General features: G+C 45.0%; 13 protein-coding genes and 1 other RNA gene. 12 read left to right on the top strand and 2 right to left on the bottom strand.

Annotated features, from left to right (window positions below; all coding sequences use genetic code 11):
• Nucleotides 1-4: 4 nt before the first annotated feature.
• From rpoD to rnpB, 5 genes are all read left to right on the top strand, one after another.
• On the top strand, nucleotides 5-1,138 hold the full coding sequence (gene rpoD, locus NYE25_RS13800; protein WP_042130309.1) for an RNA polymerase sigma factor RpoD: 1,134 nt from the start codon (nucleotides 5-7) through the stop codon (nucleotides 1,136-1,138).
• Between the two features lie 106 nt (nucleotides 1,139-1,244).
• Entirely contained in the window at nucleotides 1,245-2,069 is an 825-nt protein-coding gene (locus NYE25_RS13795) for a hypothetical protein (RefSeq protein WP_341146127.1), read from the top strand.
• A gap of 5 nt (nucleotides 2,070-2,074) precedes the next feature.
• Nucleotides 2,075-2,845, top strand: a complete 771-nt coding sequence (locus NYE25_RS13790) for a tRNA (adenine(22)-N(1))-methyltransferase (RefSeq protein WP_076284867.1) — start codon at nucleotides 2,075-2,077, stop codon at nucleotides 2,843-2,845.
• Nucleotides 2,821-3,936: a Nif3-like dinuclear metal center hexameric protein gene (locus NYE25_RS13785; protein WP_341059774.1), complete on the top strand. Its 1,116-nt coding sequence runs from the start codon at nucleotides 2,821-2,823 to the stop codon at nucleotides 3,934-3,936. The genes NYE25_RS13790 and NYE25_RS13785 overlap by 25 nt, the downstream gene beginning before the upstream one ends.
• A gap of 64 nt (nucleotides 3,937-4,000) precedes the next feature.
• An RNA gene (gene rnpB / locus NYE25_RS13780) (RNase P RNA component class A) lies at nucleotides 4,001-4,416 on the top strand.
• Between the two features lie 532 nt (nucleotides 4,417-4,948).
• Here the strand turns inward: rnpB and NYE25_RS13775 are convergent.
• On the bottom strand, nucleotides 4,949-6,169 hold the full coding sequence (locus tag NYE25_RS13775) for an aminotransferase-like domain-containing protein (protein ID WP_341146126.1): 1,221 nt from the start codon (nucleotides 6,167-6,169) through the stop codon (nucleotides 4,949-4,951).
• 93 nt (nucleotides 6,170-6,262) lie between these two features.
• On the opposite strand from NYE25_RS13775, the gene pdxR reads away from it, so the two are divergent.
• Entirely contained in the window at nucleotides 6,263-7,702 is a 1,440-nt protein-coding gene (gene pdxR, locus NYE25_RS13770; RefSeq protein WP_341146125.1) for a MocR-like pyridoxine biosynthesis transcription factor PdxR, read from the top strand.
• A 5-nt stretch (nucleotides 7,703-7,707) separates the two neighbouring features.
• Here the strand turns inward: pdxR and NYE25_RS13765 are convergent, their stop codons facing one another.
• Nucleotides 7,708-9,645, bottom strand: coding sequence for a S8 family peptidase (locus NYE25_RS13765; protein ID WP_341146124.1), 1,938 nt, complete (start codon nucleotides 9,643-9,645; stop codon nucleotides 7,708-7,710).
• 309 nt (nucleotides 9,646-9,954) lie between these two features.
• Here NYE25_RS13765 and NYE25_RS13760 point away from each other — a divergent pair, with 309 nt between their 5' ends.
• From NYE25_RS13760 to thiI, 6 genes are all read left to right on the top strand, one after another.
• Complete coding sequence (locus tag NYE25_RS13760; RefSeq protein WP_042190914.1) at nucleotides 9,955-10,452, top strand: YpuI family protein; 498 nt, start codon at nucleotides 9,955-9,957, stop codon at nucleotides 10,450-10,452.
• Between the two features lie 233 nt (nucleotides 10,453-10,685).
• Nucleotides 10,686-10,907 carry a DUF1540 domain-containing protein gene (locus tag NYE25_RS13755; protein WP_042190912.1) on the top strand — a complete coding sequence of 74 codons (222 nt, stop codon included), beginning with the start codon at nucleotides 10,686-10,688 and terminating at the stop codon, nucleotides 10,905-10,907.
• A gap of 12 nt (nucleotides 10,908-10,919) precedes the next feature.
• The gene (locus NYE25_RS13750; RefSeq protein ID WP_341146123.1) at nucleotides 10,920-11,333 is read left to right on the top strand and encodes a hypothetical protein; all 414 of its coding nucleotides are present in this window, start codon (nucleotides 10,920-10,922) and stop codon (nucleotides 11,331-11,333) included.
• 183 nt (nucleotides 11,334-11,516) lie between these two features.
• Nucleotides 11,517-12,227, top strand: a complete 711-nt coding sequence (locus tag NYE25_RS13745) for a lytic transglycosylase domain-containing protein (protein WP_341146122.1) — start codon at nucleotides 11,517-11,519, stop codon at nucleotides 12,225-12,227.
• 127 nt (nucleotides 12,228-12,354) lie between these two features.
• Nucleotides 12,355-13,506: a cysteine desulfurase family protein gene (locus NYE25_RS13740; protein ID WP_341146121.1), complete on the top strand. Its 1,152-nt coding sequence runs from the start codon at nucleotides 12,355-12,357 to the stop codon at nucleotides 13,504-13,506.
• Nucleotides 13,507-13,509: 3 nt separating this feature from the next.
• A complete protein-coding gene (thiI, locus tag NYE25_RS13735; RefSeq protein WP_341146120.1) occupies nucleotides 13,510-14,796 on the top strand; it encodes a tRNA uracil 4-sulfurtransferase ThiI in 1,287 nt (428 codons plus the stop codon).
• Nucleotides 14,797-14,827 lie beyond the last annotated feature (31 nt).

Genomic DNA, 14,827 nt, shown 5'->3' with positions numbered 1-14,827 from the left:
AATTATGGCGAACGATCAGCATACTGAATTGGAAGCAGAATTTACTTTGGATCAGGTTAAGGATCAGCTTATTGAGCAAGGCAAGAAAAGATCATCATTGCTATACAAAGATATTATGGAGAAATTATCGCCGTTTGATCAAGACCCCGAGCAAATGGAGGAGTTCTATGAACAACTCAGTGATTTGGGGATTGAAGTTGTAAACGAGAACGATGAGGAGGTTAACAGCCTCCGGCCAAATGAGGACAATGAAGACAAAGAGGGCGATGAGTTCAGCTTTGATGATGATTTGTCACTGCCGCCAGGGATTAAGATTAATGACCCTGTCCGTATGTATCTAAAAGAAATTGGACGCGTTCCGCTGTTGTCGGCTGACGATGAAGTAGAGCTTGCTATGCGTATTAAGAATGGTGACGAGGAAGCCAAACGTCGTCTCGCTGAAGCGAACCTACGTCTTGTAGTAAGTATTGCTAAACGTTATGTTGGACGCGGTATGCTGTTCCTTGATTTGATTCAGGAAGGTAATATGGGTCTGATCAAAGCGGTAGAGAAATTTGACCATAACAAAGGGTTCAAATTTAGTACGTATGCAACTTGGTGGATTCGTCAGGCCATTACCCGCGCGATTGCGGATCAGGCACGTACGATTCGTATTCCTGTACACATGGTTGAGACGATCAACAAGCTGATTCGTGTCTCTCGTCAATTGCTGCAAGAACTGGGACGTGAACCTTCGCCAGAGGAAATTGCGGCTGAGATGGAGCTGACGGTTGAGAAAGTTAGAGAAATCATGAAGATTGCCCAAGAGCCAGTATCGCTCGAAACACCGATCGGTGAAGAAGACGATTCACATCTGGGAGATTTCATTGAGGATCAGGAAGCCTTGGCTCCTGCGGATGCAGCAGCTTATGAACTGCTGAAGGAACAGCTGGAGGATGTACTGGACACGCTCACGGAGCGTGAAGAGAATGTACTTCGTCTGCGTTTTGGCCTAGATGATGGCCGGACGAGAACACTTGAAGAAGTGGGCAAAGTGTTCGGTGTTACCCGCGAACGGATTCGCCAGATTGAAGCTAAAGCATTACGTAAGCTTCGTCACCCTAGCCGCAGTAAACGGCTTAAGGATTTCCTTGAATAGTATTTCATGAACTGGACCTTCTGCTGCTCAGTAGCAGGAGGTTCTTTTATTTGAATTACGACCCTAAAAGTGCTGACCTTGTGTATCTGGAAAGAAGGATGAGCCAGTGAATTTGGAAAAACGCGAAATTATTATAAAAGAGATACAGTATTGGAGAAATAACAAATTGCTGCCAGAGCAATATTGTGACTTCTTAACCAACCTGTATGATGATGAAGCTGCGGCGAAGGATAAAAATCCGATTTCGCTGAAGAATCTACAGCAGGGAAACATCAAAATTTGGCTGTTTGGTTTTGGAATTATTTCCTTGATTTTCTTGATTAGTCTTTATTTTAGCGTTTTTCCCTGGCCTTTGCAACTTGCAACAGCACTATCCGTATTAATTATTTGTTATGGATACTCAGCGGTTTACAGGAACCGAAATCATGTTATTAGTCTTATCCTGGCGGTGCTGGGCAGTGTGTTATCGCTTGGTTTTGGGCTATGGCTGATTGCTTTGCATGATCTTGATCCTCAGCTCTGGAGACCGATTCTGATTGGGGCTTGTGGCTTGTTATGGTGTATTCTGGGATTTGTGCTCCGTATAGGCTTGCTGCAGTATTGCGGTTATGCTTTTTGGGCCTTATTATATGCGGGATTCTTCGGTGGAAAACGCCCTGAGGCTTCGATGCTAGAGCTTGAGCTCTTATGGCTTCCACTCTGTGTAATGATGGTGTGGCTGAGCTGGCTATTACATCACAAAGTTAAAGGCGTTGCCAATGTTTTTTTTGCAGTGGGAGTATCACTATGGATGATGCCGGAACTCGATGCTCTTTTATTGAGGCAGGATTATCCACAGTGGATTTCGTTTATGCTAATTTTAAAAATTGCGGTAGGCTTGGCCCTGCTGTTCTTGTTTCGAAAAAAATGGATAACGTGGGTGGCAACATGAACAATGTGAAATTATCAGATCGACTTCAGCAATTGCTGGAACAAATTCCGCAAGGAAGCAGGTTGGCAGACATCGGCTCTGATCATGCTCTGCTTCCTGTGGCTGCTGTAGAAAGCGGTAAGGCTGTATTCGCAGTAGCAGGTGAGGTAAACCCGGGTCCCTTTGATGCTGCTTGTAAGGGCGTTGCAGAGGCCGGACTAGGGAAGATAATCTCGGTGCGTCGAGGAGATGGCCTTGAGGTACTGGAACCTGGTGAAGTTAATTGTATCACGATCGCTGGCATGGGAGGGGCTTTAATTGCCTCGATTCTAGACCGTGGTCAGAGTCAAGGCAAGCTTAAGGATGTTACAACACTGGTACTTCAACCGAATGTGGGCGAGGATATTTTGCGCCGCTGGCTGTTAAATAATGAATGGGTTCTTACCGCTGAAAGTATTCTGGAAGAAGACGGCAAGTTATATGAAGTATTAACAGCTGTACCAGAGGATGCAGGTGCCGGAATTACGAATGCCAATGTATATCGAGAGGTAACGTTAGGCGATTCCGCTATGGTTCGTGGTCAGGAGACCTTGCTACAGATGGGACCTTTTCTGATTCAAGCACCGAATGAAGTGTTTTTTGCCAAATGGCAGGGAGAGGTTCAAAAATTGGAAGGCATTCTTACTTCATTGTCACGTTCAGAACTCGAATCTGCGGAGAATAAACGAAAATTAATTCGAGAACAGATCAAGGAGATTACGGAGGTGCTGCAATGCTTGCCAAAGGACAAACAGTAATTCAATATATGGAGCAGCTGGCTCCAAAGCATTTAGCTGAAGATTGGGACAAAGTCGGTCTGCAACTAGGTTCCTTACAGAAAGAAATAACCAATGTACTGGTTGCACTGGATGTGAACGATGAAGTCGTTGAAGAGGCAATTCGTCTCGGCTGTAATCTAATCATTGCCCACCATGCGATTATTTTTCGTCCGCTGCAAGGGATTCAAACAGACACTCCAATGGGCCGAATGTATGAAAAATTGATTAAAAATGACATCGCGGTATACATCAGTCATACTAATCTGGATGTTACCGAAGGTGGAATGAACGATTGGATGGCGGAAGCTCTTGGTATAGAGAACGGAGTGCCTATTAAAGACATTCATTCCGAGCAATTGTCAAAGCTGGTTGTGTTTGTGCCGAAGGATCATCATCAGAAGGTACTGGATGCCATTTTGAATGCAGGAGCAGGGGCAATCGGCAACTATAGTCATTGCAGCTTCAATATCGAGGGATACGGGACTTTTATTCCGGGAGAAGGCACAGATCCTTATATCGGGGAAAAAGGGAAGCTGGAGCGTGCTGAGGAGATCCGTATTGAGACAATCGTGCCACAAAGTATCCGCAATAAAGTGGTACAGGCTATGCTCAAGGCTCATCCTTATGAAGAGGTTGCCTATGATTTGTACACGATGGATCTTAAAGGCCGCAGTTTAGGGCTTGGGCGGGTTGGAAAGCTCAAAGAGCCTACCACACTTGGGCAATTCGTTGAGACGGTAAAAAAAGGTCTGAAAGTTGACCATGTACGTGTTGTGGGTGATTTGGATCGTCCAATTCGTAAAGCGGCTGTTCTCGGCGGTTCGGGTGGAAAGTATTATAACAGTGCTATTTTCCGCGGTGCGGATGTGTTGGTTACGGGAGATCTTGATTACCATACAGCACAGGATGCCGTGCTCGCTGGGATCACTCTGATTGATCCAGGACATAATGCAGAGAAGATCATGAAAGAGAAAGTAGCAGAGTGGATGACTGGGAAACTGGTGGAGCATAAGTACGATACAGCTGTACATGCTTCGCAGGTGAATACGGAGCCATTTAAGTTCCTATAAAATTGCCATTTAATAATGCTTGTGCCAGACAGGTGATGTCTGTATAATATATAATGTTGTTCGGAAAGTTTGACAGACAATCGCCGGTGACGTGAAGACGTCACGGGAGGAAAGTCCGGGCTCCATAAGGCAGGATGCTGGATAACGTCCAGTCGGCGCGAGTCGAAGGATAGTGCCACAGAAATGGACCGCCGATGGCCGCCTTAGGGCGGCACAGGCAAGGATGGAACCGAGGTGTAAGAGACCCCGAGGAACGCTGGTGACTTCGTTCCTGGTAAACCCCATCTGGAGCAAGACCTAATGAGACGCAGCAGATTCCTTTATTGGAATAGGCAGCCTTAGCCTGAGGCGCGTCTAGGTTGGTCGCTGGAGCTGTGCAGTAATGTACGGCCTAGATAGATGATTGTCGCTTATGGTGGGAGGGTAGTTCCCGATTGAACCACGACGAGCACAGAACCCGGCTTACGGCAAACTTTCCTAACTGCAACGTTATGATAACAACAACAACCATACAAGCGGCGGCGTATCTCGGGAAACCGGATCACGTCGCTTTTTTAAAATATAAGAAAGTATAAGTTTCACTTTATACATTATCCTTATATTTCTCGCAACGCTTACCATCCTTATAAAGACGCCGAAGGTGTTTATGCTCGTGGCAAGAAGATATGTAGAAAGTGGGAAACGTGTAGCATGGGTAATTATCAGATTTGCGGGTTCTGCGGACATTTATATGAACGAAACAATAAGAGGATGTGCAATAGTTGTGATGAGATGTATCAGAAAATCAGGCGTATCGTAGAGACTTCACCCGACACGATGGTATTAAATATATCCCTTCAAACAGGGGTAAGTGTCAGTCGAATCATGTCTTTCGTTGAAAATGGATATTTTAGGCTCAATAAAGATAGCATAGAAGTATTTAAGAAGTAAATTATTCTAAGCATGGCTGGAAAATAAAAAAAACCCGTCTTCCTCATCCCATAAAGGATGAAGAAGACGGGTTTTGTCATGCTCATGATCGAATGCCGGTCTGACTTTCCTGCCATTGTACCAACGCCTTCTCCAGACGCTGAACAGCAACGGGTACAAGCTCAGGTGGCGTATGTGTGAAATTCAGACGCATCTTATTCTTATGGGGCTGTGATGAATAGAACACTTCACCTGGAACAAAAGCAACACCGTTCTCTACTGCTAGAGGAAGTAATTCCTTCGTGTTGATCTCTTGGGAAAGTGTTAGCCAAAGGAACATACCGCCTCGTGGCTCCAGAAAATGAGCTTCTTCCCAGTTCTGTGATCGGATTTCCGCGGATAAGAGCTTCATTCGAGAATAATATTCTCGTGAGATGACACGGATATGCTGCTCAATATCGAAATGCAGCAGCAGTTCATCTAAAGCGCGCTGGTCAATGGTGCTAGAATGCAGATCAGCTGCTTGCTTTGCTTTCGCGATGGTCTTGATTAGATTAGAATCGCCGATAATCCAGCCGGTACGCAAGGCAGGGGCTACGATTTTGGAGAAGGTTCCAGTGTAAGCGACACAATAACCGCCGTCATAACTTCTGTCGATGGACGCTAGTGAGGGTGGATAAAGATCTTTATTTTCTTCAAAGGTTATTTCACCATAGGGATTGTCCTCTAAGATAAGAACATTGTAGCGGCGGCAAATTTCCACCACTTTCTCACGGCGTTCCTTACTCCAGGTTGCTCCTGAAGGATTGTTGAAGGTCGGAACTGCATATAGGAGTTTGGGCCGTAATTTTTGTATTTGATCTTCCAGGTGATCTGGCAGAATGCCTTGCTCGTCATTGTTTATCGTATGAATATCAGCTCGGTAAGAGCCGAGTACCTGCAAAGCTGCTAGATAAGTGGGGGCTTCAACAAGTACAGCATCACCGGGATCAAGTAGTATTTTACATAGTAGATCTATGGCTTGCTGGGAACCTGTGGTCAGAATCATCTCAGACGCTGTTACAGGGATTCCTTGCCGAGTAAGTCTTTCAGCGATTTTGTCACGTAGTGGAGTAAAGCCCTCGGTTAGTCCGTATTGAAGCACTGAGGTATCGCTGGAGAGTACACGGTTATAAGCGTCTCGTACTGCCTCCAAGGGAAACAAATCCTCCCCAGGCAGCCCGCCTGCAAGTGAAATGATGTCATTGCCCTGTGTAACCTTTAGAATCTCACGAACGGCTGATGATCCTAGATGATTGGCTGCGGCCGAGTATTTGATATCCATAAATGAGTTCTCCACCTTTCGATTTGGTGCTATCATAATAGGAGTACTGTATAACAGTAAAGCGTTGAATATAACAGTGGAGGTGAGGGGTTCATGCATATCGATTTGATTCGCAGCGGCAGTAAATCTTTGCCTCATCAAATCAGTGAAACCCTAAGTCAGCGGATTTCATCAGGACTGCTCCAGCAAGGTGTCCGGCTGCCCTCCGTAAGAAGCTTGGCTACAGCTTTGAGAGTAAGCCAGGTTACAGTAAGCAAGGCATACGATGTGCTTGAGAAGCGGGGACTTATTTATTGCAGACAAGGACAAGGCTGCTTTGTAACCGACCCTGAACACACTAGACGTCAGGAAGATGGTCGCTGGCAGGATGTATATGATGATTATTTGCCGCGAGCTCAGCTTTGGCGCAATTTTGATTACTCTGAAGTTAAGTATCCCTTTCATATAGCTGCAATTCATTGTGAGTTACTTCCTCTAAAAAATATTGGTGACTCCTTCGCATCATTAGTTACTCAGCAGCCGGAGCTTATGGCAACCTATGGGAACTTCCAAGGTGATCTGGAGCTGCGAGGAATTATGAGAGATCATTTAAAAACACGTGGAATTGCACTTACTTCCTCTGATGTAATGATCACAAGCGGAACTCAGCAAGGCATTGATCTGGTGGCGCGTACCTTTGTCGGACCAGGGGACACAGTGTATCTAGAGGCTCCTAGTTATACAGGGGCTATAGATGTTTTTGCAGGACGAGGTGCAGAGATGATTTTTGTACCTACGGACGGTGAAGGGATGCGGGTGGATATTCTCACAAGATTGTGTGATCAAAGACCGCCTAAGCTAATTTATACCATCCCTACTTTTCAGAATCCAAGTGGAGTAACCATGAGCATAGCAAGAAGACAACGTCTGCTGGAATTAGCCCGCAGTTACCGTTGCCTTATTGTTGAGGATGATCCATTTAGTGATTTATACTTCCATGCGCCTCCGCCGCCTACGATCAAATCGATGGATTCCGAAGGGCATGTAGTATATATGAAGAGTTTCAGTAAAGTTATTGCACCCGGCTGCAGAATTGCCTGTGTAGCCGCTGGTGGGAATATTCTGTCACGGCTTATCGCCGCCAAGTCCGCAAGTGATTTAGGGAGTCCGCTGCTTACACAAAGGGCGGTACTGCCATTCATAGCGGACAAGTATGAAACCTATGCTGCTCAGTTACGAGTTACACTCCGTGGTCGCATGGAAAAGGCGGCGAAGCTTCTGAAGCTTTACGCGCCGCCTGGAGTAAAATACATTCTCCCAGAGGGTGGTCTTAATCTCTGGTTGGAGTTGCCGGCTTCACCTGATATCGGAAGGCTACATGAGCTGGCCGAACAGGAGAGCATTTCTTTTTTACCGGGTGATGTTTGTTACTCTGCGGAGACCCCTTCCCGGCATATCCGATTGTGTTATTCACAAATGAATGAAACGGATATGGAGGAAGGCTTACGATTATTTCTCCGTTTGCTTGGTAGATTTTTGCAGATGGGTGGTTAAGGTTGTTACTTAGAGTTACTTAATCTTTGTTTCAATTGATTCATTTGTTTTTGGACATGCTGTGGCCATAGCTGTAGTGGAACCTGATTGCCGCTAGCGGCTTGCAATGTTTTATAGATATCGACCTGACCCCAGCCAAAATATTTGTCATGCCCGGGAGTGCCTAAATCAACAGCATTTTTGGTCATAAGATCCATAACTTCCGTATTCGTTAGATTCGGATTTAGTGAACGCACCAGACCCGCCAGCGCAGCGACATGAGGACTGGCCATCGATGTACCGGATAACGCGGCATACTGGCTATCTGGGTAAGTGCTTGCTATGCTTTCTCCGGGTGCTGCGACATCAATATAATCGCCGTAGTTGGAGAAGGAAGCTTTTTCCCCTGAAGCATTAGTTGCAGCTACTGCAATCACTTCGGGATACGCAGCAGGAAAACCTGGTCGTTCTGTATTATCGTTGCCTGCAGCAGATACGAGGACGATATCTCGGTCGTAGGCATATTTGATCGCGTCATGAAGAAACTGGGAATCCGCATAGTTACCTAAACTCAAGTTTATGACTTTCGCACCGTTGTCCGCTGCCCAAATGATTCCTTCTGCAACAGAATAAGTGGTACCTGCTCCTGAATTATCGAGTGCTTTTACCGGAAGGATCTTGTTGTACCAGCTGATTCCAGCTACTCCCTCTCCATTATTGACCAGGGCGCCTATAATTCCAGATACATGTGTGCCATGTCCAACATCATCTTCTGGAGTGGAGCCATTGGTGATCGCGTTATGCCCTGTCAAAAGCTTGCCCTTCAAATCCGGATGATTGATCTGGACTCCCGTATCCACTACGGCTACGATCACTTCTTTACTTCCCTTAGAAAGATTCCAGCCCAGCTCCGTTTCGATCGCTGGCAGATTCCATTGATAGGTGGAGAATAACATGTCATTTGGAGTAACTGTTCCCTCTGCGTTTTTAGATATCGTATCATTGGTTAAATACATATAGTGAGGCTCCGTATATTCGGGGTGCCATTTATTGGTGAAATAGTCTTTGAGCTCATAATAAGTCATCTTCTCCGAACGGAAAATATAGGCATACCCAAGCTTACGTGGCTTCTTGCCGTTGATATCAGCGGTTATCGTTTGAAGCTGCCCCGGAGTAGGTGAGTTGTTGCGGAAACGTACGACAATTTCATTCTCATAAAAATGGCTCGCGTTTTCGTTATCATGACCGGTCTTAACGGTGATATCTTTTAAATTATCGGTATGAACGGATTCTACACGGTACTTACCTTCCTTCGGATAAGGAATGAGACGCAGGTTCTTCAGCTGATGGTCTGCCACACGACCAAGCACCTTTTGGTTAATAAGTGCAATGATGCCTACATTTTTTTCTTTGTTCCGCTGAGCGATAAAGTAATATTTCTCTTTACCGATTGTAAACGTTGGAGATTCATAGGATTGATGACCATGGATCGCTGATTTCGCCGTCTTAAGATATTTTTGCAGCTGCTGATTCTCCTGTTCGGTTCCTTGAGGAAATGAAGAGGACTTAAAGGTTTCCGTTTTATGCTTGCGAAAATCAATCCACATAAGCATAGTGATAAATCCGTGGTTCTGCTGCAAACGTTTTGCATACACTGATTTATCATGAAGCGAAGTGATTCCATCCGTTTCAGAGAGGAGCTTAGTCAAATGTCTGCTGACATCCACTCTATTCAGATGATCCGTCGCATCAACATCTTGAGATAAGGAGCTTTTCTTCAATGATTTTTCCTGTGAAGGGTTTGGTGCTGAATGTAGGGCTGAAGTTGGAGCAGGATTTGGTACAGCAACATTAGCGACTTCTCTGGTCGTCCCATTAGTGGCAGGACGTAGCGCAAAGGTAAGTAATACAACTGTGAACGCAGCTGTTACCAAACCTGCAACCGTTAGATTTTTACGTGACATGATTTCCGCTCCTCTACGCATTGTAATGCCTATAGGTTTAGAAGAGAGCGTATGTTTTATGCATCTTAGAAAAGGATACCTTCCTAACGTTTTTTATGATAATATCAGAGAGAATAAGCATCTTGAGTTCGCATCCTGATATTGCAGGAGATACGTCGATAGATGTTCTTTTGATTTTCAGAAGGTTAGACTTCTCTGTGTTTGCATCCTGATATTGCAAGAATAAAGAGATATGTCTAAAGACTATTTCTTCATAAGATTAACTTTATTGACTACAAGAGCAGGGAATAATAAGGGGGAGCAACCGCCATGTCAGCAGCCAATGTGCAGAAATTATGTGAATCGACGAGAGACAAACTTAAAGATGTAATTGATAAGATGGAAATTTTTCTGAACGAGCATGCATTGCCTCAGCTTGTAACAGAAGATGATGAAGAAACTGTACAATTTTATCAAGGATTTCTATCCGATGTCCGTCATCTGTTAGTGTTCTCGGAAATGTCTTATGAGAAGCTGGGAGTTGCGCTGCGTCGTGCTACATTCGATGAATCTTTTGCGCAGAAAGCGCTTTATAATGTATATCACTATGGCGTGAATAACTTCTTCTATCCAAAGAACGAAAGCTATTCTGAAGATGGACGTTATGCTTATACTGGACAGGATGCTATCCGTTTCCGTAAAAAGCCAGTTCGTCCGGCGCGTGATATCATTCTAGAAATTACCAAGACCTATGAAGAGCTACGCGATGACCTTACTTATTATGAGAACGACTATTTGACTGAGAAACGTATGCAAAATCAGGTTTAACAGTTAACTCGTTCGTGTAAAGGATCAGCACTTCGTCATAATGACGAGGGCTGATCCTTTTTTGACGTATTAGAATTTATATATTTGGGGCCCCCACAAAGTACCTGAGTACGCATCGAAGCGCCCCCCCACTTTGTGGGGATATTTTGCGTGGGCATCGTTACATCAACTGGAAACCGTCCTGTCGAATAGGGGGTAAATCATGCGGACATAATGAAGCCGAGGTGATAAATATGTCGAGTGTAAAGCCATTAGTCAAATGCAGTGTAAGCAATTGTCATTATTGGGGCGAGCATAATTTATGCCGGGCAGAAGAAATTATTATTGAGATCGACAAGCACGCTGGCAGTGGATTTAAAGAAGAATATGCTGAAGAAATGACGAATGAAGGTCACCACGATCAAGTCGCAACATCGTCTGCAACATGCTGTTTAACATTTAAGCCGAACTCCTAGGAGGCCGCCCTAATGGACAGAGAAAAGGAACATGAATCAGGTTCATCAAATGGACAATCCGGTCCGAGAAAAGTTATTTTGCGTCCGCGCAGAGTAGACTATCCACGCCGGGACAGAGAACATCAAGAGGAATATGCCGCAGAGGTGAATCCGGTTTCGATGCCGATCCGGGATACAACACCACGCGTGGCGAGTGAAGCAAAGGAGCATGAAGAGGAATATAGTGGAAGCAAAGCGATAGGTTATACTGGGCTAGCTATGGGTATTGCCTCCTTGTTTCTCTGGTCCATCATACTTGGGCCCATTTCAGTTGTGGTTGGTTATTATGCATATGCCAAGGAGCAAAAAACGCTTGGGGCATGGGCGATGGGGTTAGGGATTGTATCCACTCTTAGTTACTTTGTGATGATACCCTTTGCTCGCTAAGAAATGAACTGGTAAGTTTGAATTATAACAGGCTTTAGACCTAAATATCAGGGTCTGAAGTCTGTTTTTCATTCCAGCATATAGCAATAATCTCGGATAAAATGTAATATTAAGCCGTAATTCATCGAAATCTAAGGTTAGACCAATAGATATGATTCAACAGGATCAAAGGAGTGCGCCGGTATGGAGATTAATCCCGCTGTAACCAATGGGTTAGGGCAGCTTAAATGGGTAAGCTTAAAGAGTGCAACCGACAAGAGTAGCTCAGCAAATGAAACTGAAAGATCAGGCGCGTCAGCCTCTCAATTTGCAGCAATGCTTCAAGCTTTATCTTCTAACTCGTCTAATGGCGGGGATACAAACTTCTTGACGTCACTTCCGGATGCTTCATCAGTTAGTAGCTTGTTATGGCAACAGATAGGCGGAACAGCTGAAAGTATCGATAGTGTAATTTCCGGGGAAATAACGGATACTAAACCAACAAGCTATGATGATCTGATTCAAACGGCGAGTGCTAAGTACGGGGTGCCAGTCGATTTGATAAAAGCTGTGATTGATACAGAATCTTCCTTTAATCCAAACGTTGTCTCTTCGGCTGGTGCTAAAGGATTAATGCAATTAATGGATGGAACAGCGCGTGGGTTAGGGGTTTCTGATTCATTCAATCCTGCTCAAAATATTGATGGTGGTGTACGCTATCTGTCTTATCAATTGAAACGCTTTGAGGGACAGGAAAAGATGGCATTAGCGGCTTACAATGCAGGGCCTGCAAGGGTAATTAACCTTGGGGTAAGCAATGATCAGGAATTATTGGAGAAACTTACACTGCTCCCTAAAGAGACGCAGTCTTATCTCACTAAAATAGAACGCGCTCGCGCGGAATACGCTGTATAATAAAAAGGATCAAACGGGTATTTCCCTTAAACCACATGCTGGTATTTGGGATCACCGTTTGATCCTTTTTCGAAATTTAAAAAAGAATGATTCTGTACTTTAAAGAAGTAAAGGAGACAATCGATATATGCTTTACTGGGATTATGCCGCCGCCACACCACCCTATGAAGACGTGGTGAAGACGATGGAACAAATTATGAAGCTGCATTATGCTAACCCGTCCTCCTTACACCGCGCCGGTAGTGAAGCGGCAAAGCTGATCAGGCGTTCACGAGAAGTATGTGCAGCTGCGTTATCTGTACAACCAAAGGAGATCCTATTTACATCTGGGGCTACGGAGAGTAACAATTTAGCCATTAAAGGTGCTGCTTTGCAATATCAATCAAGAGGACGTCATCTGATAACTACAGAAATAGAGCATCCCTCTGTGTATGAAAGTTGTCTGCAGCTGCAACAAAATGGCTGGGAGATTACTTTTGTAGCGCCTGACAGCACTGGAATGATTGATCCAGAGCGAGTGGCTGCTGCAGTACGGCGTGATACCGTACTCGTAAGTGTGATGCATGTAAATAATGAAATTGGAACAGTACAGCCGCTGATGGAGATTGGCAGGCTGATTAAATCCGTAAATCCACGAACCTTATTTCATGTGGATGGCGTTCAGGGATATGGTAAGCTTGCTGTTGACCTCAAAGGATGGAAAGCGGATCTTTACAGCTTGTCTCCTCACAAAATTCGAGGTCCTCGCGGAGCGGGGCTTCTCTATATTAAAGAAGGAATTCAACTGTTCCCCTTACTTTCAGGTGGTTCTCATGAAGAGGGACTACGTGCTGGAACTGAGAATGTACCTGCAATTGTTGCTTCTTCCAAAGCCGTGCGGATGGGTGTTGAGCAGCGCGAAACCTTCTATGCCCGATTGCTCCCACTTCGGGATCGGCTGTTACGCTTCTTGCACAGCGTTCCTGAATTTGTTATAAACAGCAGAGAGGATGGAGCCCCTCATATTGTGCATTTCTCATACCCTGGCATGAAAGGGGAAGTGTTCGCCCGTAAGCTGGAGGAACTAGGGATGGCTGTTTCTACTCGATCGGCTTGCTCCTCCCGACTGGCAGAACCTAGTCGTGTTCTATTATCTATGGGGAAAGATGTCTCTGTAGCTTCAGGAGGCATCCGCATCAGTTTCGGTGATAGTCACACTGAAGAAGATGTCGCAGCGCTTGAGAAAGCACTAATTACTGCGGTACGAGCTTTAAAGATTGCTGAAGGAGGTATGAAGTAACTAATGAGTGTGATGAATCAAGAATCTGCTAAAGGCAGTGCCAATAGTATTGATTATGCCGATATGCTGCTTTTGCGTTTCGGGGAGTTTACATTAAAGGGCAAAAACCGTGCCAGATTTGAGAAAACGGTACTACGTCATGTGAAAGAAATGATTAAGCCATATCCAAAGGTGGTTCTAACCAAAGAATTTGGAAGAATTTACGTGGAACTGAATGGAGAAACTGCTGCCCCATTGGTAGAAGCATTGAAGAATGTATTCGGAATCGCTTCTGTCAGTCCGGTAAAGGTGGCCAAGTCAGATCTCGAGGATATTGTGGCTGTCAGCCGTCATTTTTTGGAGATCATCGCACCTGCACTGGGAACTACATTTAAAGTTAATGCACGCCGGGTGTGGAAAGAGTTCCCATATGGCTCCATGGAGATGAATAAGCTAGTCTCGACACCACTGCTGCAAGGCTATTCCGGACTTACTGTGGATGTAAAGTCACCTCAATTGGAGCTGAAAGTCGAAATTCGTCAAGGTCATACTTTTATATTTTGTGAAAATATTGCTGGTGTTGGTGGATTTCCGCTTGGTACGAATGGAAAAGCGATGTTATTGCTGTCCGGAGGCATTGATAGTCCTGTAGCCGGTTGGTCATCCATGCGTCGTGGACTCGAAGTGGAGTGCGTACATTTCTATAGCTATCCTTATACGAGTGAGCTTGCCCGGCAAAAGGTGGTTGATCTTACGCGGGTATTGTCACGATATGCGGGAGTCATCAAGCTACACTTAGTACCTTTTACAGAGGTGCAGACATCTTTTACCGGAATAGGTCAGGATAATCTGATTATTACGTTGATGCGTCGAGCTATGCTGAGAATTACTACACAGCTTGCTGAACGTGAGGGTGCCCTCGCGATCGTAACCGGTGAAAGTCTTGGACAGGTTGCTAGCCAGACGTTACCAAGTATGAATGTGATCGGTCGTGCGACAGAACTTCCTCTTTTACGTCCGCTGGTAATGATGGACAAAAGTGATATTGTAGAGCTGTCTAAGAATATCGGCACCTATGACCTGTCAATTCTTCCTTATGAGGATTGCTGTACATTATTTGTACCTAAATCACCTACAACGAATCCGAATTTACGGATTGTAGATAAGATTGAAGCTACGCTCCCAGGTTACTCTGCATTACTGGACGCAGCGATTCAAGCCACGGAGACCGTGCTGATCACTCCGTATGGAGATGAGAAGCCTAAAGATGTAGTAAGTGCTCAGGCTGGATTACAGGAAGAATGGTTCTAATATTATAAACAAAAGGCTGTCTCATTCGTAG

This window comes from Paenibacillus sp. FSL E2-8871 (assembly GCF_038000345.1).
GTDB lineage: Bacteria > Bacillota > Bacilli > Paenibacillales > Paenibacillaceae > Paenibacillus_AQ.
Note: the sequence above shows the minus strand (reverse complement) of the source record. Positions and strands in the feature narration are given on the sequence as shown.